Source organism: Leucobacter faecis, assembly GCF_054456695.2.
Map to the genome: position 1 here is coordinate 268,127 of NZ_JBTJER020000001.1, position 26,278 is coordinate 294,404.

Annotated in this window: 25 protein-coding genes and 1 tRNA gene; 19 read left to right on the forward strand and 7 right to left on the reverse strand. The window is 63.5% G+C overall.

Going from position 1 to position 26,278, the window contains the following annotated elements:
* Positions 1 to 99: 99 nt before the first annotated feature.
* From ACXR2W_RS01210 to ACXR2W_RS01230, 5 genes are all read left to right on the forward strand, one after another.
* Positions 100 to 744, forward strand: a complete 645-nt coding sequence (locus tag ACXR2W_RS01210) for an NAD(P)-dependent oxidoreductase (protein WP_458812391.1) — start codon at positions 100 to 102, stop codon at positions 742 to 744.
* Between the two features lie 81 nt (positions 745 to 825).
* On the forward strand, positions 826 to 2,400 hold the full coding sequence (locus ACXR2W_RS01215; RefSeq protein ID WP_458812394.1) for a DUF7059 domain-containing protein: 1,575 nt from the start codon (positions 826 to 828) through the stop codon (positions 2,398 to 2,400).
* Positions 2,387 to 3,697: a histidinol dehydrogenase gene (gene hisD / locus ACXR2W_RS01220; RefSeq protein WP_458812625.1), complete on the forward strand. Its 1,311-nt coding sequence runs from the start codon at positions 2,387 to 2,389 to the stop codon at positions 3,695 to 3,697. The genes ACXR2W_RS01215 and hisD overlap by 14 nt, the downstream gene beginning before the upstream one ends.
* 4 nt (positions 3,698 to 3,701) lie before the next feature.
* Complete coding sequence (gene nrdR, locus ACXR2W_RS01225) at positions 3,702 to 4,178, forward strand: transcriptional regulator NrdR (RefSeq protein ID WP_458812397.1); 477 nt, start codon at positions 3,702 to 3,704, stop codon at positions 4,176 to 4,178.
* A 7-nt stretch (positions 4,179 to 4,185) separates the two neighbouring features.
* Positions 4,186 to 5,232 (forward strand): quinone-dependent dihydroorotate dehydrogenase, encoded by a 1,047-nt coding sequence (locus ACXR2W_RS01230; protein ID WP_458812400.1) that lies wholly within the window; start codon positions 4,186 to 4,188, stop codon positions 5,230 to 5,232.
* A 113-nt stretch (positions 5,233 to 5,345) separates the two neighbouring features.
* Here the strand turns inward: ACXR2W_RS01230 and ACXR2W_RS01235 are convergent, their stop codons facing one another.
* Positions 5,346 to 5,909, reverse strand: coding sequence for a DUF3043 domain-containing protein (locus ACXR2W_RS01235; RefSeq protein ID WP_458812403.1), 564 nt, complete (start codon positions 5,907 to 5,909; stop codon positions 5,346 to 5,348).
* A gap of 160 nt (positions 5,910 to 6,069) precedes the next feature.
* On the opposite strand from ACXR2W_RS01235, the gene ACXR2W_RS01240 reads away from it, so the two are divergent.
* The 6 genes from ACXR2W_RS01240 to ACXR2W_RS01265 all read left to right on the forward strand — a co-directional run bounded on the left by ACXR2W_RS01240 (position 6,070) and on the right by ACXR2W_RS01265 (position 10,419).
* Entirely contained in the window at positions 6,070 to 6,447 is a 378-nt protein-coding gene (locus tag ACXR2W_RS01240) for a HesB/IscA family protein (RefSeq protein ID WP_458812406.1), read from the forward strand.
* Positions 6,448 to 6,602: 155 nt separating this feature from the next.
* Complete coding sequence (gene ctaC / locus ACXR2W_RS01245; RefSeq protein ID WP_458812409.1) at positions 6,603 to 7,460, forward strand: aa3-type cytochrome oxidase subunit II; 858 nt, start codon at positions 6,603 to 6,605, stop codon at positions 7,458 to 7,460.
* Positions 7,461 to 7,476: 16 nt separating this feature from the next.
* Complete coding sequence (ctaD, locus tag ACXR2W_RS01250) at positions 7,477 to 9,108, forward strand: aa3-type cytochrome oxidase subunit I (RefSeq protein ID WP_458812412.1); 1,632 nt, start codon at positions 7,477 to 7,479, stop codon at positions 9,106 to 9,108.
* Between the two features lie 20 nt (positions 9,109 to 9,128).
* Positions 9,129 to 9,551: a cytochrome c oxidase subunit 4 gene (locus ACXR2W_RS01255; RefSeq protein ID WP_458812414.1), complete on the forward strand. Its 423-nt coding sequence runs from the start codon at positions 9,129 to 9,131 to the stop codon at positions 9,549 to 9,551.
* A 12-nt stretch (positions 9,552 to 9,563) separates the two neighbouring features.
* On the forward strand, positions 9,564 to 10,007 hold the full coding sequence (locus ACXR2W_RS01260; protein ID WP_458812417.1) for a GNAT family N-acetyltransferase: 444 nt from the start codon (positions 9,564 to 9,566) through the stop codon (positions 10,005 to 10,007).
* Between the two features lies 1 nt (position 10,008).
* Positions 10,009 to 10,419 (forward strand): TetR/AcrR family transcriptional regulator, encoded by a 411-nt coding sequence (locus ACXR2W_RS01265; RefSeq protein WP_458812420.1) that lies wholly within the window; start codon positions 10,009 to 10,011, stop codon positions 10,417 to 10,419.
* Here the strand turns inward: ACXR2W_RS01265 and trpD are convergent.
* Positions 10,416 to 11,471 (reverse strand): anthranilate phosphoribosyltransferase, encoded by a 1,056-nt coding sequence (trpD, locus tag ACXR2W_RS01270; protein ID WP_458812422.1) that lies wholly within the window; start codon positions 11,469 to 11,471, stop codon positions 10,416 to 10,418. The genes ACXR2W_RS01265 and trpD overlap by 4 nt on opposite strands.
* A 189-nt stretch (positions 11,472 to 11,660) precedes the next feature.
* On the opposite strand from trpD, the gene ctaE reads away from it, so the two are divergent.
* Genes ctaE through qcrB form a run of 4 tightly spaced genes read left to right on the forward strand, consistent with a single transcriptional unit; the run spans position 11,661 to position 15,874 of the window.
* On the forward strand, positions 11,661 to 12,275 hold the full coding sequence (gene ctaE / locus ACXR2W_RS01275) for an aa3-type cytochrome oxidase subunit III (RefSeq protein ID WP_458812628.1): 615 nt from the start codon (positions 11,661 to 11,663) through the stop codon (positions 12,273 to 12,275).
* Between the two features lie 21 nt (positions 12,276 to 12,296).
* Entirely contained in the window at positions 12,297 to 13,106 is an 810-nt protein-coding gene (gene qcrC, locus ACXR2W_RS01280) for a cytochrome bc1 complex diheme cytochrome c subunit (protein ID WP_458812425.1), read from the forward strand.
* 45 nt (positions 13,107 to 13,151) lie between these two features.
* Complete coding sequence (gene qcrA, locus ACXR2W_RS01285; RefSeq protein WP_458812428.1) at positions 13,152 to 14,264, forward strand: cytochrome bc1 complex Rieske iron-sulfur subunit; 1,113 nt, start codon at positions 13,152 to 13,154, stop codon at positions 14,262 to 14,264.
* Positions 14,261 to 15,874, forward strand: coding sequence for a cytochrome bc1 complex cytochrome b subunit (gene qcrB, locus ACXR2W_RS01290; protein WP_458812431.1), 1,614 nt, complete (start codon positions 14,261 to 14,263; stop codon positions 15,872 to 15,874). Before qcrA ends, qcrB begins: the two co-directional genes overlap by 4 nt.
* A gap of 223 nt (positions 15,875 to 16,097) precedes the next feature.
* Here qcrB and ACXR2W_RS01295 read toward each other — a convergent pair whose 3' ends face one another.
* The 4 genes from ACXR2W_RS01295 to ACXR2W_RS01310 form a co-directional block, all read right to left on the reverse strand.
* A complete protein-coding gene (locus tag ACXR2W_RS01295; protein WP_458812433.1) occupies positions 16,098 to 18,233 on the reverse strand; it encodes a 3-hydroxyacyl-CoA dehydrogenase NAD-binding domain-containing protein in 2,136 nt (711 codons plus the stop codon).
* A 6-nt stretch (positions 18,234 to 18,239) separates the two neighbouring features.
* On the reverse strand, positions 18,240 to 19,442 hold the full coding sequence (locus ACXR2W_RS01300; RefSeq protein ID WP_458812436.1) for a thiolase family protein: 1,203 nt from the start codon (positions 19,440 to 19,442) through the stop codon (positions 18,240 to 18,242).
* Between the two features lie 113 nt (positions 19,443 to 19,555).
* A complete protein-coding gene (locus ACXR2W_RS01305; RefSeq protein ID WP_458812439.1) occupies positions 19,556 to 20,743 on the reverse strand; it encodes an HRDC domain-containing protein in 1,188 nt (395 codons plus the stop codon).
* A gap of 8 nt (positions 20,744 to 20,751) precedes the next feature.
* Positions 20,752 to 21,360: a DUF3000 domain-containing protein gene (locus ACXR2W_RS01310; RefSeq protein WP_458812631.1), complete on the reverse strand. Its 609-nt coding sequence runs from the start codon at positions 21,358 to 21,360 to the stop codon at positions 20,752 to 20,754.
* Between the two features lie 127 nt (positions 21,361 to 21,487).
* Here ACXR2W_RS01310 and ACXR2W_RS01315 point away from each other — a divergent pair, with 127 nt between their 5' ends.
* From ACXR2W_RS01315 to ACXR2W_RS01325, 3 genes are all read left to right on the forward strand, one after another.
* Complete coding sequence (locus tag ACXR2W_RS01315; protein WP_458812442.1) at positions 21,488 to 22,795, forward strand: alpha/beta hydrolase family protein; 1,308 nt, start codon at positions 21,488 to 21,490, stop codon at positions 22,793 to 22,795.
* A 103-nt stretch (positions 22,796 to 22,898) separates the two neighbouring features.
* On the forward strand, positions 22,899 to 23,957 hold the full coding sequence (gene zapE, locus ACXR2W_RS01320; RefSeq protein ID WP_458812445.1) for a cell division protein ZapE: 1,059 nt from the start codon (positions 22,899 to 22,901) through the stop codon (positions 23,955 to 23,957).
* 191 nt (positions 23,958 to 24,148) lie between these two features.
* Positions 24,149 to 24,364 carry an Rv0909 family putative TA system antitoxin gene (locus ACXR2W_RS01325; RefSeq protein ID WP_458812448.1) on the forward strand — a complete coding sequence of 72 codons (216 nt, stop codon included), beginning with the start codon at positions 24,149 to 24,151 and terminating at the stop codon, positions 24,362 to 24,364.
* A gap of 78 nt (positions 24,365 to 24,442) precedes the next feature.
* Here the strand turns inward: ACXR2W_RS01325 and ACXR2W_RS01330 are convergent.
* A tRNA-Gly gene (locus ACXR2W_RS01330) sits at positions 24,443 to 24,515 on the reverse strand.
* Between the two features lie 900 nt (positions 24,516 to 25,415).
* Between ACXR2W_RS01330 and ACXR2W_RS01335 the strand changes: the two genes are divergently transcribed.
* Positions 25,416 to 26,267: a hypothetical protein gene (locus tag ACXR2W_RS01335; RefSeq protein WP_458812451.1), complete on the forward strand. Its 852-nt coding sequence runs from the start codon at positions 25,416 to 25,418 to the stop codon at positions 26,265 to 26,267.
* Positions 26,268 to 26,278: the final 11 nt, after the last annotated feature.

Here is a 26,278-nt window from a genome sequence, read left to right on the forward strand (position 1 = left end):
GCACCGCACCCCAGGGCTTGCGAAGCGGCGCGGTGCAGCGCACAGGAGTATGGTGAAAGGAGAGCACACGCCCCGCGCGGGGCCGAAGAAGGGACGAAGATGGCCAAGATCGCAGTGTTTGGTGGAAGCGGCTATGCGGGCGGCCACATCGTGGAGGTAGCGGCGGTGAACGGGCACGATGTCGTGTGCTTGACGCGCCACGAGTCGGCCGAACAGATCGCGAGCGTGCACTACCTCAGTGGTTCGATCGAAAACGCCGCTGATCGTGCTCGCGCGCTTGAAGGTGCAGACGTTGCGATCGTCGCTATCTCACCGCGCGGGGACATGGTCGGTCGGGTGCGCCCCGCGGTGGCGGCACTCGCAGTCGACGCGGCAGCGGCCGGTGTGCGGCTCGGGGTGATCGGTGGGGCGGGCTGCTTGCTGCAGAGCGAGGGCGGTGACCTTGTGATGAACGCTCCCGAGTTTCCTGACGCGGTAAAGCCCGAAGCGGCCGAGATGGGTGGGGTGCTCGATGATCTGCGCGCAGGCGATGAGGCGCTTGACTGGTTTTATGTGAGCCCCGCCGGTTCGTTTGGGCCCTGGGTGGCGGGCGAATATACGGGGGAGTACCGTATCGGAGCTGACGTGCAGCTCACTGACGACGCGGGCAATTCCACGATATCGGGCGCAGACTTTGGGGTTGCTGTCGTAGACGAGATTGAAAATCCAGCGCACCGCCGAACGCGGTTCACCGTCGCATACTAGCCACAACAGCGCGGGGCGTAATAGTGGCGGCGCGTAATTAGTACAGGCACGTACTAAATCACCCGTACTACGCTTGTCTGCGTGACTGATGACCTGATTGACCAGCTGGCGACAGACCTAGCTGCCGCTTCGTACACGCACGAGAGCGTCGAAGCTCTCCTGGGGGTGAGCGCACACCGTGCGCTCACCGCGGGGGTGACTGTGGCCGCCAGGCGCGCGCTCGGCGAACGCCCTGCCACCCCGCTCGTTACACTCACGCGCCTGTTCTTGCTCGGAGACCCGGTCGATGAAGTCGAGCTGGCCGCCGCGGTAGATGCGCTCGGCGTGGCCGGGCTTGTGGCCCTCGGGCTTGTGGCGCGAGACGGTCAGACGACCTATCGTGCTGCGTTGTCGCTTAACCCCGTGACCGTCGCCGACGACGGTGCCGCGTGCGATTGGTGGATCGTCTCAGACCTTGACGATCACCTGCGCGGTGGGCCGGCGCGCCCAGACCACGTGATGGGGGTCGGCGGTGCCACCCGGTCACTGATCGCGCAGCTGCCTCCTCTTACCGACTCGCCAGACATCACCTCCGGTCGCGCGCTCGACCTCGGCACGGGCTGCGGCATTGTCGCCCTGCACCTGGCGCGGCGCTACAAGCGGGTCGTCGCCAGCGATATCTCTGACCGCGCCCTCGAGCTCGGGCGCGCAAACGCGCGGCTCAATGGACTGGCAGACCGCATCGAGTTTCGTGCGGGAAGCCTCTTCGCGCCGGTCGCGGGCGAACAATTCGCACTCATCGCATCGAACCCACCCTTCGTCATCACTCCGCGTCGCGAGGGCGAAACGATTTACGAATACCGCGACGGCGGCCTCGCTGGCGATGAACTCGCCGCCGAGGTCGTGCGCGCGGGCGCGACCCACCTCGCGCCACACGGCACGCTCGTGTGCCTCGCTAACTGGGAAACCCCGTGGGGCGGCAACGGACTCGAGCGCGTGCGCGGCTGGCTGCGCGAAGCCGGTGTGCCGGGCCTCGCGGCCTGGGTCGTCGAGCGCGACAGGCTCGACCCGCTCGGTTACGCACAAATGTGGGCGCGCGACGGCGGCGAGCGAGCGGGTAGCGCGGGCTACGACGAGCGCGTCGCTGACTGGCTCGACGACTTCGCGGCTCGCCGTGTTGTGAGCATTGGGCTGGGCTCGATCCGGATCGCCCGAACGCAGGCCGAGGACCCTGAACCGCTCGTGCACCTCGAGCAGGCTGCGGGCGCCTACACGAGTGAGGCGCCCGGTCGCGCGATCCAGGAGGCCTTCGCCGCCGGCATCGCGGCGGCGCGCATGAGCGACGCGGAACTGCTCGAGCTTCGTTGGATGCGTGACGCGGCCGTCTCAGAACAGCGCGAGCACGAGCCCGGAGTCGAGTCGCCGCGAGCGATTTCGCTCGACATCGATCGTCCAATTGCTCGCCGGGTGGCGGCAGATCCGCTGCTCGCGGCGGCCGTTGGAGCGTGCGACGGGGAGCTGACGATGGCCCAGATCGCTGACGCGCTCGCGACGATTCTCGAGGTTGATGGCGCAGCCGCCCGCGAGGCGCTCGTAGCAAGCACCCGCGAACTCGCCTGGCTCGGCATGCTCGCCCCGCACGCCCCGGTAGACTGGAGCGGTGATGCGAACGATTGATCTGCGAGGCCAGGAGCTCTCGCGAGGTGAACTTTTGGGACTCGTTCCGCGGGCGGCGCTCAGCGCCGACGATGCTGTGGAGCGCGTGCGCCCGCTCGTTGCCGACGTTGCTGGGCGCGGTGAGGCGGCGCTGCGCGAGCAGGCAGAGTCCTTTGACGGGGTGACCGGCCACGCTCTGCGCGTGCCTGCCGCGGCAATTCGTGCTTCGCTCAGCGACTGTCCGTCCGAGATCGAGGCGGCGCTCACCGAACTGATAGACCGACTGCGGCGCGGCGCGGCCGCGCAGGTGCCCGCCACGCAGGTGACGCACATGAGTGACGGCGCCACGATTACGCAGCGCTGGCAGCCTGTCACGCGCGTAGGGCTCTACGCGCCGGGGGGCAAAGCGGCGTACCCCTCATCTGTGATCATGAACGCGGTATCGGCGCAGGTGGCGGGCGTGCCCGAACTCGCGCTCGCCTCACCCGCGCAGCGAGACAACGCTGGCCTGCCGCACCCCGCAGTACTGTGGGCTGCGGCGTTGTGCGGCATTGACGAGGTCTATGCCATTGGCGGGGCGGGCGCGATTGCCGCCTTCGCTCACGGCGTGCCCGAGATCGATCTCGCCCCGGTCGATGTGGTCACAGGGCCGGGCAACGTGTTCGTCGCGGCCGCCAAACGCGTCGTGAGCGGTCTCTGTGGCATCGACTCAGAGGCCGGCACGACCGAGATTCTGGTCATCGCCGACGAGACCGCTGAAGCACGCTTCGTGGCGGCAGACCTCATTAGCCAGGCCGAACACGATGAGGCCGCGGCCTCTGTGCTCGTGACCACCTCGCCCGCACTCGCAGCGCGAGTCGCCGATGAAATTGCGCACCGGGCGCCTCGCACACGTCACGCCGAGCGCGTGGCAACAGCGCTTGCAGGCCCGCAGTCTGCCGTGATTCTCGTCGACAGTCTCGCCATGGCCGCACGCGTCAGCAACGCCTACGGCCCCGAACACCTCGAGATTCAGACCACGCACGACGACGATGTGCTCACACTCATTACCGACGCTGGCGCAATTTTCGTGGGCGGGCACACGCCCGTGAGCCTGGGGGACTACCTGGCCGGCTCAAACCACGTGTTGCCCACCGGAGGCACAGCACGCTTTGCTTCAGGGCTCGGCGCTCACACCTTTCTGCGCCCGCAGCAGATCGTGCGATACGACCGCGATACGCTGCGTACGCTCGAAGCCCCGCTCGTGGCGCTCGCGGGTGCCGAGGGGCTCCCCGCTCACGGCGAGGCCGTGAGTGCGCGCTTCGAAAGCGAGGTCTAAGTCCATGCACTGCCCATTTTGCAGGCACCCCGATAGTCGGGTGATCGACTCCCGCACCGCAGACGATGGTCTCTCCATTCGTCGCAGGCGCCAGTGCCCCGAGTGCGGCCGGCGCTTCACGACTACCGAAACCGCGAGCCTCACCGTGATCAAACGCTCGGGCGTTGTCGAGCCGTTTAGCCGCCAGAAAGTCATGGCGGGGGTGCGCAAAGCGTGCCAGGGGCGCCCCGTTACCGATGCCGACCTCGCCCTGCTGGCACAGCAGGTCGAGGAATCAATGCGCGGCACAGGCATCGCTCAATTCGACGCCAACGAGATTGGCCTCGCGGTGCTGCCACACCTGCGCGAGCTCGACGAAGTCGCGTTCTTGCGCTTTGCGAGCGTCTACCAGGCATTTGAATCACTCGCCGACTTTGACGCGGCGATCGCCGAGCTGCGGGCTCATCCACGCCCGGCCCCAACCACTAACGATCAGGAGTAACACAGTCATGCGGTTCTACCCGGCACTGTTCAACAACGTGCTGCGGCGCATGGATCCCGAAACCGCGCACCATCTCGCGTTCACGGCGATCCAGGCGGCCCCTGTGGTGCGCCCGCTGCTCGCCCGATTCTGCGCTCCGGATCCCACGCTGCGCGTGCGTGCCCTCGGTCTCGAGTTCTCGAGCCCCTTCGGGCTCGCCGCCGGATTCGATAAGAACGCGACGGCGATCATGGGGCTTGGCGCGATCGGCTTCGGCCACGTCGAGGTGGGTACGCTCACCCGGCACGCGCAGCCCGGCAACCCGAAGCCGCGTTCATTTCGCCTCGTGGGAGACCGCGCCCTCGTCAACCGTATGGGATTCAATAACGGTGGCTCAGCCGCCGCAGTTCCCCGCGTCGAGAAGGCCCGCATGTCGCGCCACCGCCCCGTGATTGGCGTCAACATTGGCAAGAGCCGCATAACCGAAGTAGAAGACGCCACCGCCGACTACGTGTGGAGCGCCGAGCGACTCGCACCGCTGGCCGACTACCTGGCGGTCAATGTGAGTTCACCCAACACGCCCGGCCTGCGCGGGCTGCAAGAGGTCGAGCTGCTCGAACCGCTCTTGGCCGCGGTGAAGAGCGCGGCGGGCACAACCCCGTTGCTCGTAAAGATCGCTCCCGACATGGATGACACCCAGATCGAGGGTATCGTGCAACTGGCCGTGCGGCTCGGACTCGACGGCATCATCGCCACGAACACGACCATCTCCCGCGACAACCTGCGTGAGGACGCTGCACGCGTCGCCGAAATCGGTGCGGGCGGTCTCTCGGGGGCCCCGCTGAAGGATCGCTCGCTCGAGGTGCTGCGCTTGATCCGCGCCACCGAACCGAACCCCGATTTCTGCGTGATCTCGGTGGGTGGCGTGACAGACGCCCACGACGTATACGAGCGTGTGGCCGCCGGCGCCACCCTCGTGCAGGGATTCACGGCATTCATCTACGAGGGCCCGCTCTGGGCCGCTCACATTAATAAGGGGCTGAAGCGGCTCGGATTCCGCGGTAACGCGGCGTAGCAGGGAGCCCGCAGGCGGGCAGGCGCTGCTCGCCTGCGATCCGGCAGCAACAACACAGCCCCCGGTTTCTCACGAGAGAAACCGGGGGCTGTGCCAGTTCGAGTGGCCCGTGGCTACTCGGGGAACTGTCGCCTGCGCACCTGCGGCTTTGGCATGCGCAGTGGGCGAAACTGGAATGCGCGCATGGCGGCGTACCACCGGAAGCCGGGCTGAACACGGTCTTCGCCGAACTTGTTCGCCAGCTTCTTCTTCAGCGTGAATCCGAGGAACACCGCGTCGATGATGGCGAGCGCCACGAACGCCCAGATCGCGAACAGGCTCACGAGCTGCATGATGCCCGGGATGAATGTCATCACGAGAACGACGAGCATCATGGGGATCAGGAGCTCGCCCAGGTTCCAACGCGCGTCGACGTAGTCGCGCACGTACCGGCGCTGCGGGCCACGGTCACGCGGGCCAAGGTAGCGTTCTTCACCCTGCATCATTCCCACGCGAGCGCGCTCACGCGACTCAGTCTGCTGCCTGCGCAGTTCCTTCTGGACGGATTTGTCCTTCGATCCGACGATGGGGCGAGCATTGGCGGCCTGTGCCTGCTTGCGTGACGGGGTGGGGCGGCCCTTGCCAGCCGGGGTCTCGGGCTCACCCGAGCCGCGCGGGTCTTCAGCGCCGTTCTTCACTTAGGACCTGTCCTTTCGAGAGCTGCGCAGAGCGCACAGAAAATGATGAATGCCAGCGGCGGCGGGCACCCGATCCAGACTACAGGGCCACGCCTGCGCGAAAACCCACGCCCGGGGGTAGAGTGGATGCTGATACTTGCAATGAGGGTGAGGAGTGCCCATGAGTACAGAGACTTTAGACACCGAGGGCACGGCCCCGGCTGTTCAGAGCGCGCACGGCGTCAAGCTGAGCGATGCTGCCCGCGATAAGGTGAGCAGCCTGCTCGCCCAAGAGGGGCGTGACGATTTGCGCCTGCGCATCGCGGTGCAGCCCGGCGGTTGCTCGGGTTTGATCTATCAGCTGTTTTTTGACGAGCGTGAGCTCGAAAACGACGCGGTCGCAAACTTCGACGGCGTTGAGGTGGTGGTAGACGCCATGAGCGTGCCCTACCTCGATGGGGCGTCGATCGACTTCGAAGATTCGATCCAGAAGCAGGGCTTCACGATCGATAACCCGAACGCTGCAGGAAGCTGCGCGTGCGGCGACAGCTTCGGATAAGCAAACAAATCCCCCGAAATCTCAGCGCGACACCCGCGCGTGGTTCGGGGAACGCTCAGCTTCGCGCTAAGCTAACAGGGAGTAATCAGCTTCGCCTGCCTGCAAGTGGCGGCGAGAAATGTTTCGAAAGGTATGCGGTGCGTTCCAATCGTCGAATGAAATGGGTCGCGGCTCCGGTCGCGCTCTCGGCAGCCCTGCTGCTCGCGGGCTGTACCCCAGAGCAGCAGCGGGGATTCCTGCCTGCGGGCTCCGAGGGTGCAACCAACCACACGGACGGGATCACCGGTCTTTGGGTGACCTCCTGGATTGTGCTGCTCGTAATCGGTGCAATCACCTGGGGCTTGATCATCTGGGCGACTGTCGCCTACCGTCGCCGGAAGGGCCAGACCGGCCTGCCCGTGCAGATGCGGTACAACATGCCGATCGAGACGTTCTTTACGGTCGTCCCGGTGTTCTTGGTGCTCGGCTTCTTTGCGTTCACCGCGCAGGAGCAGGCTTCGATTGAGAAGCGCTACGAGAACCCCGAGAACGTGGTTGAGGTTGTTGGTAAGCGCTGGGCGTGGGACTTCAACTATGTGAATGACGACGTCTACTTCCAGGGCGTTCAGGTTCAGACCGACGCCGAGGGCGAGGCAACTGAAGAGACCATGCCGGTGCTCTACCTGCCGGTGGGTAAGACCACTGAGCTGCGTCTTGAGACCCGCGACGTCATTCACTCCTTCTGGGTCGTTGAGTACCTGTACAAGAAGGACATGATTCCCGGCCAGACGAACTACATGAGCATCACGCCCGAGAAGACAGGCACCTTCATGGGTAAGTGTGCCGAGCTCTGTGGCGAGTACCACTCGATGATGCTCTTCGAGGTGCGCGTAGTTGAGCAGGCCGAATACGACGCCTACGTAGCTGAGCTGCGTGAGGCCGGCAACACTGGGCAGGTGAGCGTGGAGTTCAACCCGAACCAGGAGGACTTCTACGGCGACGAAGCCAAGGCCCAGAACGAGAACCAGTACTAAGGGATAAGGCAAAACAATGAAGAAGGGCAACGTCATCGTCTCGTGGCTAACGTCCACGGACCACAAGGTGATCGGGTACATGTACCTGATCAGCTCCTTCGTGTGGTTCCTCATCGGTGGCCTGATGGCACTGGTGATCCGCGCGCAGCTGTTCGCGCCCGGCCTTGAGGTCGTGGCGACGAAGGAACAGTACAACCAGCTGTTCACGATGCACGGCACAATCATGCTGCTGATGTTCGCAACGCCGCTGTTTGCGGGCTTCGCGAACGTCATCATGCCGCTCCAGATCGGTGCACCCGATGTCGCCTTCCCGCGACTGAACGCCTTCGCGTTCTGGCTGTACTCGTTCGGTTCGCTCATTGCGGTCGGCGGCTTCCTTACCCCGCAGGGCGCGGCTTCGTTCGGCTGGTTCGCATACGCACCGCTGTCTGACGTCACGTTCTCACCCGGTGTTGGTGGAAACCTCTGGGTGCTCGGCCTCGCAGCCGGTGGCTTCGGCACGATCCTCGGTGGCGTGAACTTCATCACGACCATCATCACCATGCGTGCGCCTGGCATGACCATGTTCCGCATGTCGATCTTCACCTGGAACACGCTGATCACCTCGATCCTCGTACTGCTGGTGTTCCCCGTTCTCGCTGCTGCGCTGTTCGGCCTGGCGGCCGACCGTGTCTTTGGCGGTCACGTGTACACCGGTGAGGGTGGGGCCATGTTGTGGCAGCACCTGTTCTGGTTCTTCGGCCACCCCGAGGTCTACATCATCGCGCTGCCGTTCTTCGGTATCGTCTCCGAGATCTTCCCGGTGTTCAGCCGCAAGCCGATCTTCGGATACAAGACCCTCGTATACGCGACTATCTCGATCGCTGCGCTGTCGATGACGGTCTGGGCGCACCACATGTACGTCACCGGCTCTGTGCTGCTGCCGTTCTTCTCACTGATGACGATGCTCATCGCGGTTCCGACCGGTGTGAAGATCTTCAACTGGCTGGGCACGATGTGGCGTGGCTCGATCACGTTCGAGACCCCCATGCTCTGGTCGCTCGGCTTCCTCGTAACCTTCGTGTTCGGTGGTCTGACCGGTGTCATCCTGGCTTCGCCCGCGCTTGACTTCCACCTCTCCGATACCTACTTCGTTGTGGCTCACTTCCACTACGTCGTGTTCGGTACCGTCGTCTTCGCGATGTTTGCTGGCTTCTACTTCTGGTGGCCCAAGTGGACCGGCAAGATGCTCGGCGAGCGCCTTGGCAAGATCCACTTCTGGACGCTCTTCATTGGCTTCCACACCACGTTCCTCGTGCAGCACTGGCTGGGCGTTATGGCCATGCCCCGTCGTTACTACACCTACCTGCCGTCAGATGGCGTCACGTGGGGTAACCAGCTTTCGACGGTTGGAGCCATGATCCTGGGTGCGTCGATGATTCCGTTCCTGCTGAACGTGTACATCACCGCGCGTCGTGCGCCCAAGGTGACGGTCGACGACCCGTGGGGTTACGGCCGCTCGCTCGAGTGGGCAACCTCCTGCCCGCCGCCTCGCCACAACTTCACGTCAATCCCGCGCATTCGTACCGAATCGCCCGCGTTTGATCTGAACCACCCCGAGGTCAGTGGTATCTCGCAGCCCGGGCGTGAGCTCGCACCGAAAAAGTAGAACGGAAGGAATAAAGCGAAATGAAAGCTAATGCCGTAATCTTCACGATCCTCACCGTTTACTTCGTCATCGTCGGTGCGATGTACTCGGTCTGGAACCTCGTCACCCACGGATACATTGAGTGGGTTGGCTCGGTTGCTCTGATTCTGTGTGCTGGTCTGAATGGCTTTATCGCCTTCTACCTCTTCTTGGTGATCAAGAAGCAGCCTGGAACCGCACCGCAGGACCTCGAAGAAGCAGACATCGATGACGCGGATCCCGAGCTCGGTGAGTTCAGCCCGTGGAGCTGGTGGCCCATGGTTCTTGCCTTCTCCTGCGCATTTGCGCTGATGGGGCTCGCAATCGGGTTCAACTTCTGGTTCTCGTACTTCATGATCCCCATGATCCTGGTATCAGTGGTGGGCTGGGTGTACGAGTACTACCGCGGGCACTTCGCTCGCTAAGGTACCCAGCTCTTGAGCATCAACATTCGTCGCGGCCAGCGCGAAGACGGTTCAGCCGTCTTCGCGCTGGCGCGCCAGTTTCAGTCGGGGCGTGAGCCCATCGGGCGCGACGAGTTTCTCGTCGCGTATGACAACGTGCTTCGGCGACGTGATCAAGAGACGAACGTCCTGTTCGTCGCAGAACTTGACGCACGCGTTGTGGGCTATTCACTGATGACCGTGTCGCGCTTGCTGCACGCTCCAGGCCTCACCGCGCACTTGCAAGAGATCGTCGTCGACGAAGCCTTTCGCAAGCACGGCGTAGGTGACCGCCTCATGCAGGCGAACGAGCACTACTGCATGGGTCGCGGAGTGCGTCAGCTCTCTGCGTCCACCGGCCGCATCGGCTCGTTCTATAACCATCGCGACTTCGAAGCGGTGGGCCAGCACTACCGTAAGATTCTCGACCTAGGCTAGCGTGACCGAACGTCGCGCCCGTCGAAAGCCCGGTGAAAACCGGGAGCGCTTGCTACAGGCCGGACTCCACGAGTTCGGCCTGTACGGCTATCAAGGGGCATCTACCGCGCGTATCTCCGCGCGAGCAGACGTGCCACAGCCCCACGTGTATGCGAACTTTAGCGGTAAACCCGCACTCTTTCTCGAGTGCCTCGATCGTGCCTGCAATGTCTTGGCCGATGCTGCTAGCGAATCTCGGGAACGCACCGCGGGTCAACTCTTCATTTTTCAAGCGATCGCAGCCAGCCATGATCCGGATCATGGAAGCGAGATCCTCGCGCGCCTTGACCGCGCGGGCCTCCTAACACAGGCGCGCCGCGACAACATCGTCGTTGCCGCGGCCGCGTACCTGGTGGGTGAAGCTGACAGTTAGACGCCCTGCGTCGACTCGGCCCATGTCTCAAGCTTGCGCTCTACCGCACCGGAGTCGATGGCCTCGGCTGCGACCTCGAGCTTCTGGGAGAGCCGCTCGAGGAGCGGCTGCTCGGCGCTTTCGGGCCGCGCCGCCAGGTCGTAGGCGACCAGGCCGGCGGCAGCGTTGAGCAGCACGATGTCTCGTACTGGGCCGCGTTCGCCCGCGAACACCCGCCGCACGACGAGTGCGTTCTCGTCGGGGGAGCCGCCCACGAGGTCGGTAATGTCTGCACGGGGGAGTCCGAGCTCGCGCGGGTCGATGTCGTGTTCCGTGAGTCCTCCGCGGGTGATCTCCCACAGGTGGGAGTGCCCCGTGGTCGTAAGCTCGTCGAGCCCGTCATCTCCGCGAAACACGAGCGCGGAGGCTCCGCGAAGCCGAAACACTCCGACGAAAATGGGCACCTTATCGATGTCGGCAACGCCCACGGCGGAGGCCTCGGGGCGCACCGGGTTGCAGAGTGGACCAAGGAAGTTAAAGACGGTGGGGATCCCGAGCTCGGCACGTGCCGGAGCCACGTGACGGAATCCGGGCAGGAAGCGTGCGGCGTGCACAAAGGCGATGCCGGCCTTCTCGAAAGACGTGGCGAGTTGTTCCGCGTCGAGGGTCAGGTCGATTCCGAGCGCGCTAAGCACGTCTGAGGAGCCCGAAAGGCTGCTGGCAGCGCGGTTACCGTGTTTGACTACCGGCACGCCAGCGGCAGCTGCTGTGATCGATGCCATCGTCGACACGTTGACCGTTCCAAAGCGGTCCCCGCCGGTGCCCACGATGTCGAGTGACATCGCCGGCAGGGTGAGGGGAAGCGCCTCTTGCAGAATGGCGTCACGGAATCCGATCACTTCGTTCACCGTCGCGCCTTTGGCCTGCAGAGCCACCAGAAACGCGCCAACCTGCGCCTGGGTCGCATCGCCCGTCATAAAGCGTGACATGGCCCATTCGGCCTGCGAAACACTGAGGTCTTCACGACCTAACAGAGTCGTAAGTACGTTGGGCCATGTTCGCTCGTCGATCATGAGCCCAATCTTAGCGAGCCAGCTGCGCATTATTCAGCCGGACCGACACGACACCCGCATGCCGTGTACGCGAAGAGGCTGAAGACGCGGTAGGCTTGGCAGGAAACTCGCAGAAAGTTCGGCGCGCCCGCTTCAGGTGAAAACGCACACGAAACTTTCAGCCATAATGGAGGGGTGACAACGACCACTATGAATACCAAGTCAGCCGTGCCTGCGGTGAAGCGACCGAATCTCGTCGCCGTCGGCACGATCGTGTGGCTCGGCAGCGAGGTCATGTTCTTCGCGGGCCTCTTCGCGATTTACTTCACGCTGCGCGCCATGAATCCCGATCTGTGGGCTGAGCAGACAGAGAAGCATAACTTCACGTTCGCTCTGATCAACACGTTGATCCTGGTTGCGTCCTCGTTCACTGCCCAGGCGGGCGTGTTCGCGGCAGAGCGTAACCAGCCTCGTGCGGTCGGGCGCGGTCCCAAGAACTGGGGAACCATCGAGTGGTTCTACCTCACGTTCTTCATGGGAGCGATCTTCGTTGCCGGCCAGTCCTACGAGTACGCAACGTTCGTTTCTGAGGGCATTACCTTCAACAGCGATCCTTACGGCACAGCGTTCTACATGACCACCGGATTCCACGGCATCCACGTGGCACTCGGCCTGGTCGCGTTCCTGATGGTTATCGGGCGCCTCTACGCGGTGAAGAACTACACACGCAAGGAAGAGACCTCGGCGATCGTCGTGTCGTACTACTGGCACTTCGTGGACATCGTGTGGATCGTCCTGTTCATTATCATTTACGTCCTCAAGTAGGGGTCAGGAGTAATCGCCAACATGGTTCGCGCCAAGAAGAACCTTCGCAAGTCAGGCCGCCGGCATCCGCTCGCGACCGCAGCTCTCGTCGGAGTTGGGCTGCTGGTAACGGGTGCAGCGTACACTGGCCTCAGCCAGACATCTGCTACGGCAGAGATCGACCTCAAGTCGCCCGCGACTATTGAGGCCGGAGAAAAGCTGTTCGGTGCAAACTGCGCAACCTGCCACGGTGCAGGCGCTCAGGGCACTCCCGATGGCCCCTCGCTCGTCGGTGCGGGTGCAGCATCTGTGAACTTCCAGGTCGGCACCGGCCGTATGCCCCTCGCCTTCCAGGGCCCCCAGGGCATGGTGAAGCCGAAGCAGTTCACCGAAGAGCAGACGCTCGAGATGGCTGCTTATGTTGCATCTCTGGGCCCCGGCCCGGCGCTGCCCGACTCCCAGTACCTGCAGGCTGACAGTGACGACGCCGGCATTGCCAACGGTGGGGACCTGTTCCGCATCAACTGCGCAATGTGCCACAACGTGGCCGCAGCCGGTGGAGCGCTCACCGAGGGTAAGTTCGCACCGGCACTGACCGGTGTCGCCCCGACGCACATCTACGAGGCCATGGTGACTGGTCCGCAGAACATGCCCGTCTTCAGCGACGCGAACCTTTCGCCGCAGGAGAAGGCCGACATCATCTCGTACCTGAAGTACATCGAGAACCAGCCTTCAGTTGGAGGCCTGTCACTCGGATCAATCGGTCCGGTTGCAGAGGGTCTGTTCATCTGGATCATCGGTCTCGGCTCAATTGTCGGCCTCACCGTCTGGGTGACCGCGAAGTCGAACTAATCGACATCGCACAAAGAATTCATGAGTCAGGAGTCAAGGAGCAACATGGCAGAGGAAGCGAAGAACAGCGGCGGCGACGCTGCTGTCGCCGCCCAGGGCCACGGCGCGGTTGAACAGTCGGCGGGCACCGCCGTAATTTCATCCGATGCCGTGCAGAATCCGGGCCTTCCCCCGCACCGCAAGCGCGTAACGGATCTCGATCCGAAGAAGGCGAAGCGTGCAGAACGCGTCGTCTACTCGCTCTTCTACATCTCAATCGCGGGCAGCCTCGGTGCCGTTCTCGCCTACATGTTCTTCCCCATTGAAACGGGCGAGCTCATGGCGATACGCATCCACACGCTTCTCGTGGGCCTCGGCATGGCGCTCGCGCTGCTCGCCGTAGGCATCGGCGCCGTCCACTGGGGCAAGGCACTGATGGCAGATCACGAGTCGATCGACGTACGCCACCCGGTCGCGAGTGATGAGGAAACCCGTCAGTCGGCGGTAGAGGTGTTCGAGGTATCGAACGAAGAGTCTGGCTTCTCGCGCCGCTCGCTCGTGCGCAACAGCCTGATCGGCGCGCTCATCGCGTTCCCGATTCCCGGCGTCACCCTCCTGCGTGGCCTTGCCCCGCAGGATGAGGACCCGGTGCAGCTGCTGAAGCACACGATGTGGACCAAGGGCATGCGCCTCGCACACGACCCCTCGGGTGCCCCCATCAAGGCGAGTGACGTGACGATCGGTTCCGCGTTCCACGTGATCCCCGAGAACCTGACGCACGAAGAGTTCGCGAAGCTCAGCCCTGAAGAGCGTGGCGGTAGTGAAAACTTCCTCGACGCGAAGGCCAAGGCGATTGTCTTGCTGATGCGCCTCGACCAGTCGGAGCTGCACGAGCTGCCCGAGCGTGAGACGTGGTCTTACGACGGCATCGTTGCGTACTCGAAGGTTTGCACGCACGTTGGTTGCCCTGTGGCACTCTACGAGCAGCACACCCACCACCTGCTCTGCCCCTGCCACCAGTCGCAGTTTGACGTCTCGGAGCACGCGAAGGTCATCTTCGGCCCCGCGAAGCGCCCCCTGCCGCAGCTTCCGATCTCGGTGGACGAAGAGGGCTACCTCGTCGCGCAGAGCGATTTCCATGAACCTGTCGGCCCGAGCTTCTGGGAGCGCCTCAAGTGAGCAGCACCGTAACGCAGACCCCGGCACAGGACGGCTCGAGCCGTTTCACCGCTGCCGCGGCAAACTATATCGATGAGCGCACCAAGATTGGTGTCGCTGTCAAGGAATTTGGTCGCAAGGTCTTCCCTGACCACTGGTCGTTCCTTCTGGGTGAGGTGGCGCTTTACAGCTTCGTCGTCATCCTGCTCTCGGGTACATTTCTGACCCTGTTCTTCCAGGCGACGATGATCGAGACGGTCTACAACGGTCCGTATGCGCCGATGAAGGGCGTCATGATGTCGGGGGCAATGGCCTCGACGCTCGATATCTCGTTCTCGGTACGCGGCGGCCTGCTGATGCGTCAGGTGCACCACTGGGCGGCTCTGCTCTTTGTGGCATCGATCGGCCTGCACATGCTCCGTATCTTCTTCACGGGAGCATTCCGTAAGCCGCGTGAGCTCAACTGGGTCATCGGTTTCGTCCTCTTCATCCTCGCGATGGCTGAGGGCTTCACCGGCTACTCGCTTCCCGATGACGTGCTTTCGGGTAACGGCCTGCGCATTATCGACGGCCTCCTCAAGTCCATGCCGGTTGTTGGCACGTTCTTCTCGTTCCTGTTCTTCGGCGGCGAGTTCCCGGGCACGGACATCGTGGGTCGCCTCTACATGCTGCACATCATGCTGCTGCCGGCGCTGGTGATCCTGTTCGTAGCCCTCCACCTCGCGTTTGTGGTCATCCACAAGCACACGCAGTACCCCGGGCCCGGCAAGACCCAGCAGAACGTTGTTGGATTCCCCGTTCTCCCCGTGTACGCGGCGAAGGCTGGCGGCTTCTTCTTCATCGTCTTCGGCGTGATCATGCTGATCGCCTCGATCTTCGGTATTAACGCGATTTGGGCATACGGTCCGTACGACCCGTCACCGGTGTCTGCTGGTACCCAGCCTGACTGGTACATCGGTTTTGCCGATGGCATGCTGCGCCTCATCCCGCCGGGGTGGGAGACCGAGTGGTTCGGCTACACCTGGTCTTGGAACATGCTCGTTCCGATGATCATCATGGGTGGCTTCATCGTTCTCGTCATGATCTACCCCTTCATTGAGGCCTGGGTCACGGGTGACAAGCGTGAGCACCACCTGCTCGACCGTCCCCGCAACGCGCCTACCCGTACCGCTATCGGTGCCGCGGGAGTGACGTTCTACGCCGTAATGTGGGCGGGCGCAAGCTCGGACCTCATGGCAACCCACTTCCAGTTGTCGATGGAGGGTGTCATCCACACGCTCCAGGCGCTGCTGATCTTGGGCCCGATCGTTGCCTACTTCCTCACCAAGCGCATCTGCCTGGGCCTGCAGAAGAAGGACCGCGAGATCGTGCTGCACGGTTACGAGTCTGCGCGCATCGTGCAGCTCCCCGGCGGCGAGTTCGTCGAGGTGCACAAGCCCCTCGACGAGTACGAGTCGTGGCAGCTCGTCAGCTACCACGATTACGCCCCGCTCATGGTGCGCCCCGATGACAATGGCCGGATCTCCTTCGGTCAGCACCTGCGCGCTGGCTTCAGCCGCTGGTTCTTCGAGGACCGCATCGTCCCGCCCACAAAGGGCGAGATCGAGAAGGGCCACAACGAGGGCCACTAGCCCTCTGGCTCAAATGCCCCACCAGACACAGTCTGGTGGGGCATTTGTCGTCCCCGGGGTGCGTGTCTATTGCGCTCGGCGTCCTGGTGCTCGGCATGATCCGGATCATGGGCCGTGCGGGCCTGCGACTCGTGGGGTCGCGGGCCCGCCGTGTGAGCGCACATGAAAACGGCGCCCCGCCCCTCGAGATGAGGGACGGGGCGCCGTCTTGGTGAGCTGCGTGCTAGCGCTGACCAGCCACTTGCGGGGCGTGGAAGTCGGCGCCGAATACGCGCTCGCTCGCCCCCACGCGGTCGAGGTAGGGGGTGGCGCCGCCGGCCTGGAACGGCCAGGCCGCACCAAGAATGAGGCACAGATCGATGTCTTCGGCGGCGGCGACTACGCCCTCATCGAGCATGATCTTGATCTCTCCCGCTAGCTCGTTCTCGACGCGTGTGAGAATCTCAGCTTCGGTTACCGTTTCCTTACCGAGGGTGACCGCCTTCTTGCCAGCCTTCGAGAGGTCTTCAACCTTGCCGAACTTGGACTTAACGAGGGGTGCTTCAACGTCGGCTAGGGCGTGGAGGTTCGGCGAGGCATAGAACCGGTCTGGGAACGCTCCGACCATGGTGTCTTGCACGTGAGCCGCGACCTTCCAGCCCACGAGGTCGATGAGCTCGAACGGGCCCATCGGTAGCCCGATCGGGGCCAGGGCGCGCTCGACAACGGGCAGGGGAGTGCCCTCGTCGAGCGCGCGTGCAGCCTCACCCATGACCTTGGCGAGCAGCCGGTTGACGACGAAGCCGGGCCTGTCTGCGGTGATCACGGCGCTCTTGCCGAGCTTGCGTGCGGTAGTCATCGCTGTCGCGAGCGTCGCGTCATCGGTGTCGGGTGTCTTCACGACCTCGATGAGGGGCATGACGGCGACGGGGTTGAAAAAGTGAAAGCCCACCAAGCGTTCGGGATGCTTGAGGCTTTGCCCGATCTCGTGCACTGAGAGCGAAGAGGTGTTCGTTGCGAGCACCGCTGTCTCAGAAACGATGGGCTCAATCTCAGCGAACACCTGCTGCTTCACACCGAGTTCTTCGAAAACCGCTTCGATGACCCAGTCGCAGTCGGCGTACTCAGACTTATCGGTGGTGCCGCGTACGAGGGCGCGCACCTGGTTTGCGTCGTCGTGCGAGAGGCGACCCTTGTCTTCGAGTTTGTCGATCTCGCCCCGAATGTATGCGATCCCCTTTTCGACGCGTGACTGGTCAAGGTCCGTGATGAGGACGGGCACCCGAAGCTTACGTGCAAACAGTAGTGCGAACTGGCTCGCCATCAGCCCAGCGCCAATCACTCCCACTTTTTGCACGGGTTTTGCGAGCGCCTTGTCGGGTGCCCTGGCAGGGCGTTTGGCGCGTTTCTGTACGAGATCGAAGGCGTAGATTGATGCGGCGAACTGGTCACCCGAGATGAGCTCGGCGAGCGCATCGTCTTCTCGTTCAAAGCCGCGCTCAATGTCGCCATCCTTCGCAGCCGAAAGCAGATCAAGTGCGACATAGGGTGCCTTGGCGGCGCTTCCGATGCGGGCGCGTAACGTGTCGCGGGCCACCTTGATAGCGACTGGCCACTTGGTAAGCCGTTCGAGTTTGCCGGGCACGTGGGGGCGTTCGACCTTGACGCTGCCAGAAATGACGCGGTCGGCCCATGCCACGGACTGCTCGATAAAGCTCGCTGAGCCAAACATCTCGTCGAAGAGCCCGAGCTTGAGCGCCTGTGCGGGCTTCAGCATACGGTTGTTCTTGAGCGGGTTTGTGACGATCACCTCGAGCGCATTCTCGATCCCGATCAGGTTGGGCACCAGTGTGGCGCCTCCCCACCCGGGGATGATGCCGAGGAAGACTTCTGGAAACGCGAGCGCGGCGGCCGAGGAATCGAGTGTGCGGTAGTCGCAACCCAGCGCAATCTCCATCGCGCCACCGAGGGCGAGACCGTTGACAAACGCAAAAGACGGTACGCCGACGCGCTTGAACTTGCTGAGCACGTGGTGTCCGAACTGCGCCATCAGGCGCGCGTTCTCGGCGGTCGCAAGCGTCGAAACCTTCGAGAGGTCTGCGCCAGCGGCAAAAATGAACGGCTTGCCCGTGATGGCGACAGCAGCAATTTCGCCCGCCGCAGCACGTAGGGTGAGCGCGTCGAGCGTTTCAGAAAGCTCCTGCAGCGTGCGGGGCCCGAGCGTAGACGGTCGCGTGTGATCGCGCCCGTTGTCGAGCGTGATGAGCGCCATGGTGCCTCCCGAGGCGAGCGCGACATCGCGCACAAAGGAAGACGTCACCACCTCGTCGGCCGAAGCCTCGATGAGTGGCGAGAAATCAATCTTGGTGTAGTCAGTCATGTCGCCTTACTTCCTCTTCTTGCCGTCGAAGTACGGGTTTTCCCAAATTGCAGTGCCGCCCTGTCCGAGTCCCACACACATGGCGGTTACGCCGTAGCGCACGTCAGGCCGCTCGGCGAACTGGCGCGCGAGTTGGATCATGAGGCGCACGCCGGTTGCTGCGAGCGGGTGACCGATCGCAATGGCGCCTCCCCAGGGGTTCACCCGTGGGTCGTCGTCTGCGATACCAAAATGGTCGGTGAACGAGAGCACCTGTACTGCAAAAGCTTCGTTGAGCTCGAAGAGTCCGATGTCGTCGATGGTGAGCCCTGCACGCTTCAGCGCCTTTTCGGTGGAGGGCACGGGGCCGAGCCCCATCACCTCGGGCTGCACACCAGCAAAAGCGAATCCCACGAGACGCATCTTGGCCGTAAGACCGAGTTCCTTCGCCGTGTCAGCCCCCGCGAGGAGCGACACGGTCGCACCATCGGTGAGGGGCGACGCGTTACCGGCGGTGACCCGACCGTGTGGCCTAAACGGGGTCTTCAGGGTTGCGAGCCCTTCCAGAGTCGTGTGGGGCCTGCGGCCCTCGTCCTCGGTGGCCAGGCCCCAGCCTGCGGCCGATCGCAGTGCAACGGGCACGAGGTCTGCCTGAATATCACCGCGGTCATACGCGGCTTGCACCTTCTGCTGGCTCAGCATGCCGAAGGTGTCGGCGCGTTCCTTCGTCAGCTGTGGGAACCGGTCGTGCAGGCGTTCTGCTGTCACTCCCATGTTGAGAGCGTCGGGGCTGACCAGCTTTTCTGCGACGAACCGTGGGTTGGGGTCGGCGTTCAGTCCAATCGGGTGATGGCCCATATGTTCGACACCGCCGGCGATGGCGATATCGTACTGCCCGGCACCAATTGCGGCTCCCATGAATGATGCGACGGTCAACGCACCAGCGCACATGCGATCGAGCGCGAAGCCCGGCACGGTGACGGGAATCCCCGCAAGCATCGACACTGTGCGACCGAGTGTCAACCCCTGGTCGCCCTGCTGGGTGGTTGCTGCAATGCCCACGTCATCAATCCGTGCCGGATCAAGGGCGGGGTTGCGCTCGAGCAATCCCTGCAACGCTTTGACCGCGAGGTCATCTGCGCGCGTAGACGCGTACATGCCTTTCTCGCCCGCGCGTCCGAACGGGGTGCGTACCCCGTCCACGAATACAACATCTCTCATTGCGGCCACTTCGCCTCCATCAGGTATGTGATCTGCGTGAGACCATCATATGAGACTAAGTCTCACGCTGGGAAGCATGCATGGAAGAATCGCGGAATGTCGCGGTCTAGCCGGTACTCGACTTATAGGGAAGCTACAAAAGACGCCGCAAGAATTGGTGCCGTAATGCCAATCTGCCACTCGCGTGCCCCAAGCTCCCTGAGACGCCGTTCAACGTCCTCGATGGCGCCGGCGCGCGGGGGATCCCACGCGAGAGCCCGCAGCACACTCGGCTTCAACAGGTTCTCTGTAGGCATCTGCTGCTGTTCGGCCTCTGCCTCGACGGCGGCGCGCGCAACGGCAAGCCGCGCGGCGGCCTCGGGGTGGCGCTCGGCCCAGCCGCGGTGGTGGGGAATGGCGCCCGGATCGCGCGGCTTCGGTCCCGGTAGATCCGGCGTCGTTTTCGCCTTCAGAATCGCCCGCCACCAGCGCATCAGCTCGGTGCGGCTCTCCCGACCTTTAAAGGTGGCGAGCCTGCTGAGATCATCGGGGGAGCGCGGATTCGCGGCGGCGGCCGCGATGATCGAGCGATCCGGAATCAAACGACCGGGCGCGACGTCGCGCTCGCGGGCGAGCGCATCGCGCGTGAGCCACAGCTCGCGGGCGAGGGCCAGCGACCGGGGAGTGCGCAGCGCCTGGGTGCCCGAGAGTTTGCGCCAGGGTTCAGCGGGCGCAGGCTTTGGTTGCTGGTTGAGCACCGCGGTGAACTCCTGCGTGGCATATTCCAGCTTGCCCTGCGCCTCGAGCTCCTGCCTGACCAGATCACGCAGGTCGGGCAGCAGCACCACGTCGAGCGCAGCGTATTCGAGCCAGGCCTCGGGCAGCGGTCGCACCGACCAGTCGGCGGCGGAGTACGCCTTCTCGAGGTCGATGTCGAGCAGTTTTTCGACGATTGCGCCGAGGCCCACACGGTCGTAGCCGAGTAGCCGCGCGGCGAGCTCGGTGTCGAACAATTGGGGCGGATGCAGCCCGATCTCGTCAAGGCAGGGAATGTCTTGGGTAGCGGCGTGAAAGATCCACTCGGTGTCGGCGATTGCGCTCGCCAGCGGCGCAAAACTCTCGATGCTCACGGGGTCAAACAGAAACGTGCCGGCGCCACGGCGGTGCATCTGCACAAGATAGGCCTCGCTGCCGTACCGGTAGCCAGAGGCTCGTTCGGCATCTACGCCCACCGGGCCCTCACCTGCGGCGAGAGCCGCTGCGGCCGATGCGACTCCCGCATCGTCAGAGATGAACTCCCAGCTCATCTGGAGTTCGGATTGCGCAACCATTCGTTTTGTTAATTCCCCCGGGTCCGCGCGCGGTGCGCGGCAATCGATTCGATACCTTCGTGATGGGGGAGCCCGCCGAGCGTGCACAGCAGTTCTGACCACGCGATCACGTGCGCCGCGAAGTCAGTGCCTTGCGGTGTCCATGAGGCGCGCAGTTCGATCTGTGCGGCGTCGCCCTGTGGCGCGAGCGTGCCAAAGCCGCTCGAGAGGGTCTTGGTCGCCGTCCCCGAGAGATAACGATACTCTGCTCCGTGGCGTTCGAGTGCGTCGGCGAGCCACGACCAGGCCACATCTGAGATAAACGGGTCGACACCGATCTCTTGCTCGAGCGGTGCCTGGGCGAAACACACCACACGAAACTCGCCACCCCACTCTTCGGCGGCCGAGGGGTCGTACAGCAACAAGAACCGGCCAGAGCCGAACGTCGGGTCGAGGGCGTGGGCGGCGATCGCCTGGCGCGCGCTGCGAGCGATCGAGGCGGCGACTGCGATCGAGTGCGGGGCAATGCGCTCGGGAGGTTTGATTTCGCGTGTGGCCAGCTCACGGCGCAGCTGCACGTCGCGTACCTGCGTCGCAGCGGCCGCAAATGCGGCGGGCTCACCCGCGTTCTTCGCCATCACACTGGGAACACTAGAGTTTGCTGTGAAGAACACGGCGTCGCCACGCCGTGAAAGGATGAAGCCGAGGCCAGTGCGTTCGTTCACGTGCGGTAACAGGCCGATCACAAGCCAAGGGAGTCAGGCAGTGCGCGAGCAACAGGCGTCGAATCCAGCAACAGCTCTATTTCGCGGCGGTGGTGCTGGTAGCGGTGGGAGTAGTGACGGCGGCGGCAGTGCTGATCGTGACCGTCGTGTCAATGGTTGGGCGGTGGCGGTGGGCGTGGGGGTCGGGGTGTTCGCGGCGGCGGCGGCGGTGACGGGCGCGGTTGTGGCGGGTAGTGCCGCGCTGGCGCGTGCCGCCGCCACGCCCGCGAAAGCGCCTGCGGCCCCGGTCGAGCTGGTGCGACTCGCACGCGAACCCGGGCGCAAGATAGCGTGGCTGCGCGGCCCCGACGTCGCGCTGTCTGGCGTGTACAGCTTCATCTGGGTGGGCGGTCACGCCCGGCTCGGTGAGGTCATTGGGCGTTCGGGCGGGCTCGTCGGGCGCGAGGTGCTCGAGATCGACGAGGGAGAGCTGCGCGAGGGGCTGCGGGGCCGGATCACGGGTTGGTGGTACCCGTCTGCGAGCGTGTTTGCTCGTGAGTGCGACGATGTGCGTGAAGCCGAATCGGTTGAGCTGCCACTTCGGGGTGGGCCGGCGCCAGCATGGGTGCTGCGTTCCACTCACAAGCCCTGGCCCGGACGCGGTGGGCGCTGGGCGATCCACGTGCACGGCCGTGGTGCGCTGCCCGCGGAGACACTGCGCGGAGTAGCACCGATGGCGCGTGCGGGCGTGACGAGTCTCGTGATGAGCTACCGAAATGATCCCGGCGCACCGGCGGGGGAGCGCGGTCGGTACGGCTTTGGCGTCACCGAGGCAGCAGATGTCGATGCGGCGATCGAGTACGCCCTACAGCAGGGGGCGACGCGCGTCACCCTCGTGGGCTGGTCGATGGGCGGCACCGCGTGCCTCGTGGCCGCGGCGCGCGGCGCGCACCGCGGTGTCATTGACGGACTGATCCTCGACTCACCCGCGGTGGACTGGGCGGCGCTGCTGAGGCACCAGGCGCGTATGCGGCGGGCGCCCGGGGCGCTGGCGGGCCTCGGGATTGCACTTCTGCAGCGTGGGTATGTCGCAAGTGATGCCCCCGAGGGGGTCGACTTCTCGGGGTGTACCCCCGCGACGTTTGCACGTGAGCTGCAGGTGCCCACGTTGATTCACGCCAGCCGCGGCGATACCTTCGTGCCGGCGAGTGGCGCGGCAGCTCTCGCCGCTCTGAGCCCGAACCTCGTGCAGTTGCGCCTGGTGGAGCAGGCCGAGCATGTGAAGCTCTGGAACGAGGACCCCGAGGGGTGGGAGCACGCGACCCTGCGGTTCGCCCGAGCGTTGCCGCGACCCGCTTGGCGTGGATGAGTGGGTCACACCGACCCGCAGCGGCGCGGCTGTAACCCGCGGGTAGCGCCGTGCGGCTTGGTGAATTCGGAGCGCATGGCGCCGACCGCGTAGACTGTATCTGATGTCCGAACAGCAGCTCACGTCCGCACGCCTCGTCGACCGGCGCCCGACCATCTCGGGCCCGGAGCTAGTGGCGACGCTCGTGCCCCCGCCCCAGTTTACGCACGCGTCCTTTGACTCGTATCGCCCAGACGACACCTACCCGTCGCAGGCCGAGGCCCGCGACCTGCTGCGCGCCTTCGCGGAGCCTCCCGCGCCGGTGGGGCGCGGCGGATTCTTCGGTTTCGGGCGCAAGAAGCAGGCCGAGTCGAAGCCGGTGGGCACCAGCAAGCCCGGCATCTACCTCGACGGCGGGTTTGGCGTCGGCAAGACCCACCTGCTCGCGGCCACGTGGCATGCGACCAGCGGCCGCAAATACTTTGGCACGTTCATTGAGTACACAGCGCTTGTCGGTGCGCTCGGGTATGCGGGCGCCGTAAACGTGCTGCAGGGGGCCAGGCTCATCTGCATCGACGAATTTGAACTCGACGACCCGGGCGACACGATGCTCATGACGCGACTCATCGGTGAGCTCACGGCGACCGGTACGCGCATCGTCGCCACTTCGAACACGCCCCCCAACGCCCTCGGCGAGGGCCGTTTTGCGGCCGCCGATTTTCTGCGCGAAATCCAGGCAATGTCTGACCGGTTCGAGACGATCCGGATCGACGGCACCGATTACCGCCAGCGCGATATTACCGGGGACGCGGTCGCGCTGAGCGAAGATGAATATCGATTCTCGCTCGCTGACGTTTCGGCGTCGGGGGAGCGTATGAGCGATGACGACTTCTCGGAGTTGATTGCACACCTGGCGACGGTGCACCCGTCGAGCTACTCGGGGCTGCTCGGCGGGGTGCAGTGCATCGGCCTGCGCGACGTACACGAGCTCACGGACCAGTCGGCAGCGCTGCGATTCGTCGCGTTTATTGACCGCGTATACGACGCACAGATTCCCATTCGCGCGACCGGTATCTCGCTGACCTCGATCTTTGGTGGTGGCATGATTGACGGTGGTTATCGCAAGAAGTATCAGCGCTGCATGTCGCGGCTGAATGCGCTCACCTCGAGCGAGATCGAATAGTTCGCGCGTAGCGCCCGCACCGCGGCGTCTCACATGTTCAGTGCCCGGCACACGCTCCGTTGAGGAGGTGCCGGGCACTGTGCTGTTTGCGACAAAATGCTCGCGCGAAAGGCGTGCGCGCGGCATACTGGGGTGTGACTGGTGCGTGTAGCGCACCAGCGTGTCACGGTTCAACGAAGAAGAGGAACATCATGGGACTCGAAGATCTCGCCAAGCAGGCCGGCGAATTTGCCAAGCAGAACTCAGGCAAAGTTGCTGATGCCTTGAAGAGTGAGCAGGCAGAGGGTGTGAGTGACAAGCTGCTAGACGGAGCCGCGGGGCTTGCGAACCGCGTGACCGGCGGAAAGTTCGCCGATCAGGTGGAGAACGCGCGAGACGCCATCGACAAACAGGTCGGCAACGAGTAGAAGTGCGCAATTGAGACAGATCGGCCACAGACGCAAATAGTCGCGGACTCCGAGGAGACCGCGACTATTTGTACTCTGAGCGGATGACGAGATTCGAACTCGCGACCCCAACCTTGGCAAGGTTGTGCGCTACCAGCTGCGCCACATCCGCACTGATCATCCGGTGTTTCTTACAACCCCGGCGACCTGATTAAGTATATGGTGCCCGCGGGTGATGAAATTGCCAGACGCGGTCCATGTTCTCGCTGCGGGGCGCCGCGATCCCTTGCGGCGCCTAGAATTTGGCGCCACGAGAAGTGTGCAGTGCACGTGACGCTCGGGTGTGTCTGACGCTGCGTGTGACAAAGCGCCGTGTCCACCCGCGCCTATGGTTTCGTCCTGGGGCTGCGAAAACCGCGGTTGTTTGGCGACGCAACCATAGGCGCGGGCCGCAACCATAGGCGCGAGTGGACGGCAACTGCCTTAGCAGAATCTTCGACACCGACGGAGGCGCAGAAGTGCGGGACGATGCTGCGCGAACGGCGAGAGATCTCGTGAAGCCCACTTTCTATGCAGTGAAAGATGTGAACCAAGCTACGGGACAGGTATCACGAGCGGCGGATCGGCGGATCGGCTGCTGATGTACGCAGCCTACGAGTACCGTTGCTCGGCAGAGTGTGACCGGTCAGACGGGGCGCCGAGTGTCAGCATCCGATCCATTCCGATCTGGTCGGCAGCAAGAGGGGGCTATTGCAGTCCAAGCGTTGGTCAGCAACCGGAACAACGCGCACCGGGCTTAGGAGGCTCGACGGGCCTACGCCGATGCCATGCGAGAAAAGGATACTGAGGCGAATCACGACCAGCCGGAGGATATGAGCGGCGCTGATCTCTACGCGAGCCGACTGATACACGAGTATATGGCAGTATCGCGAATAGATGCTGCGGCAGCAGCGGGAACGACTGCAACGGGAACGAGAGCTGGAAGGCTAATTGTGGACTCCGACGCTCCGAGATACTCTGACCGCGACTCCATGTTTATTTGAACTTTGAGCCCAACGAAAGGGGCCGAGAGATGGTGTTGCTTCGTGTTCTCAATTGGAACCTTGATGCCTACAACTTCAAGCCGCCTCGGCGCGAGGCATTCTATGAGATGATTCGAAGCCCTCTTGCTTCGGGGGATGGAGCGCACCCTTGCGTTGTGGTCCTCACCGAGGTTCCAAAACTGCTGCTAGACGAAGGTAGAGATTCGCTTCAGCAGGAGCTTAGTCGGTGCGGGTTCAAAGTTCATTTTCATCGCCCGGGCAGCACCTCCCAACGTCATGGCGCGGTGATCGCACTCAGTCAGCACTTCAGCTTTGCCGAGCCTGTAACCGTACCGGAGAATCTCCATGGACTCATCGACAATTTGGTCTTAGAAGCCGCTCTGGACGGAGTGGGTGCTGGCATTGTCTTCGCGTTGCGTCCGCTGGTCAGAGACGGCGGTGCTGAGGACTACGCAAAGAGGGCTGACGGCCTCTTCGGTCTGATGAACGAAGCCGTTGCCTCATCGCGCACTGTTGGCGCTGACTTTATTCTGGGTGCGGGAGATTTCAATCATGCAATGATTCGCGGTGGCCCCGACGAGTCGTGGAAAGGCTCAGAGGTGCGGAGGTTGTACCGAGGTAAGTATCAAGAACCGATCGCTTACCAGAAGATTAAGACCGAGCTCGGGCAGCACGACCTTGCGCTTGTTACGCCGCGTGGTGAAGACGGATTGAGGCTTGATACTTCTATCGGTCAATACTCCCTCGACCACACAATCGCGCCGACTTCTTGGAGCGTCGTCTCGTCGAGCTACTTCGAGCGCCCGCATGCGAGCAGCGGAGAGCACAAGCTCCAGGTCAGCGAATTCGCGATCAACCGATCGGTGGTGCCGAAACCCTGAGGGTGAGCCAG

What these genes read in the sequence shown, in the direction of transcription:
- nrdR (WP_458812397.1), top strand. Translation starts at nt 3,702, where the DNA reads ATGCACTGCCCATTTTGCAGGCACCCCGATAGTCGGGTGATCGACTCC.
- hisD (WP_458812625.1), top strand. Translation starts at nt 2,387, where the DNA reads ATGCGAACGATTGATCTGCGAGGCCAGGAGCTCTCGCGAGGTGAACTT.
- ctaD (WP_458812412.1), top strand. Translation starts at nt 7,477, where the DNA reads ATGAAGAAGGGCAACGTCATCGTCTCGTGGCTAACGTCCACGGACCAC.
- ACXR2W_RS01210 (WP_458812391.1), top strand. Translation starts at nt 100, where the DNA reads ATGGCCAAGATCGCAGTGTTTGGTGGAAGCGGCTATGCGGGCGGCCAC.
- ACXR2W_RS01255 (WP_458812414.1), top strand. Translation starts at nt 9,129, where the DNA reads ATGAAAGCTAATGCCGTAATCTTCACGATCCTCACCGTTTACTTCGTC.
- qcrC (WP_458812425.1), top strand. Translation starts at nt 12,297, where the DNA reads ATGGTTCGCGCCAAGAAGAACCTTCGCAAGTCAGGCCGCCGGCATCCG.
- trpD (WP_458812422.1), bottom strand. Translation starts at nt 11,471, where the DNA reads ATGATCGACGAGCGAACATGGCCCAACGTACTTACGACTCTGTTAGGT.
- ACXR2W_RS01310 (WP_458812631.1), bottom strand. Translation starts at nt 21,360, where the DNA reads ATGGCGAAGAACGCGGGTGAGCCCGCCGCATTTGCGGCCGCTGCGACG.
- ACXR2W_RS01335 (WP_458812451.1), top strand. Translation starts at nt 25,416, where the DNA reads ATGGTGTTGCTTCGTGTTCTCAATTGGAACCTTGATGCCTACAACTTC.
- ACXR2W_RS01230 (WP_458812400.1), top strand. Translation starts at nt 4,186, where the DNA reads ATGCGGTTCTACCCGGCACTGTTCAACAACGTGCTGCGGCGCATGGAT.
- qcrA (WP_458812428.1), top strand. Translation starts at nt 13,152, where the DNA reads ATGGCAGAGGAAGCGAAGAACAGCGGCGGCGACGCTGCTGTCGCCGCC.
- ctaE (WP_458812628.1), top strand. Translation starts at nt 11,661, where the DNA reads ATGAATACCAAGTCAGCCGTGCCTGCGGTGAAGCGACCGAATCTCGTC.
- ctaC (WP_458812409.1), top strand. Translation starts at nt 6,603, where the DNA reads ATGAAATGGGTCGCGGCTCCGGTCGCGCTCTCGGCAGCCCTGCTGCTC.
- ACXR2W_RS01295 (WP_458812433.1), bottom strand. Translation starts at nt 18,233, where the DNA reads ATGACTGACTACACCAAGATTGATTTCTCGCCACTCATCGAGGCTTCG.
- ACXR2W_RS01240 (WP_458812406.1), top strand. Translation starts at nt 6,070, where the DNA reads ATGAGTACAGAGACTTTAGACACCGAGGGCACGGCCCCGGCTGTTCAG.
- ACXR2W_RS01305 (WP_458812439.1), bottom strand. Translation starts at nt 20,743, where the DNA reads ATGGTTGCGCAATCCGAACTCCAGATGAGCTGGGAGTTCATCTCTGAC.
- ACXR2W_RS01325 (WP_458812448.1), top strand. Translation starts at nt 24,149, where the DNA reads ATGGGACTCGAAGATCTCGCCAAGCAGGCCGGCGAATTTGCCAAGCAG.
- zapE (WP_458812445.1), top strand. Translation starts at nt 22,899, where the DNA reads ATGTCCGAACAGCAGCTCACGTCCGCACGCCTCGTCGACCGGCGCCCG.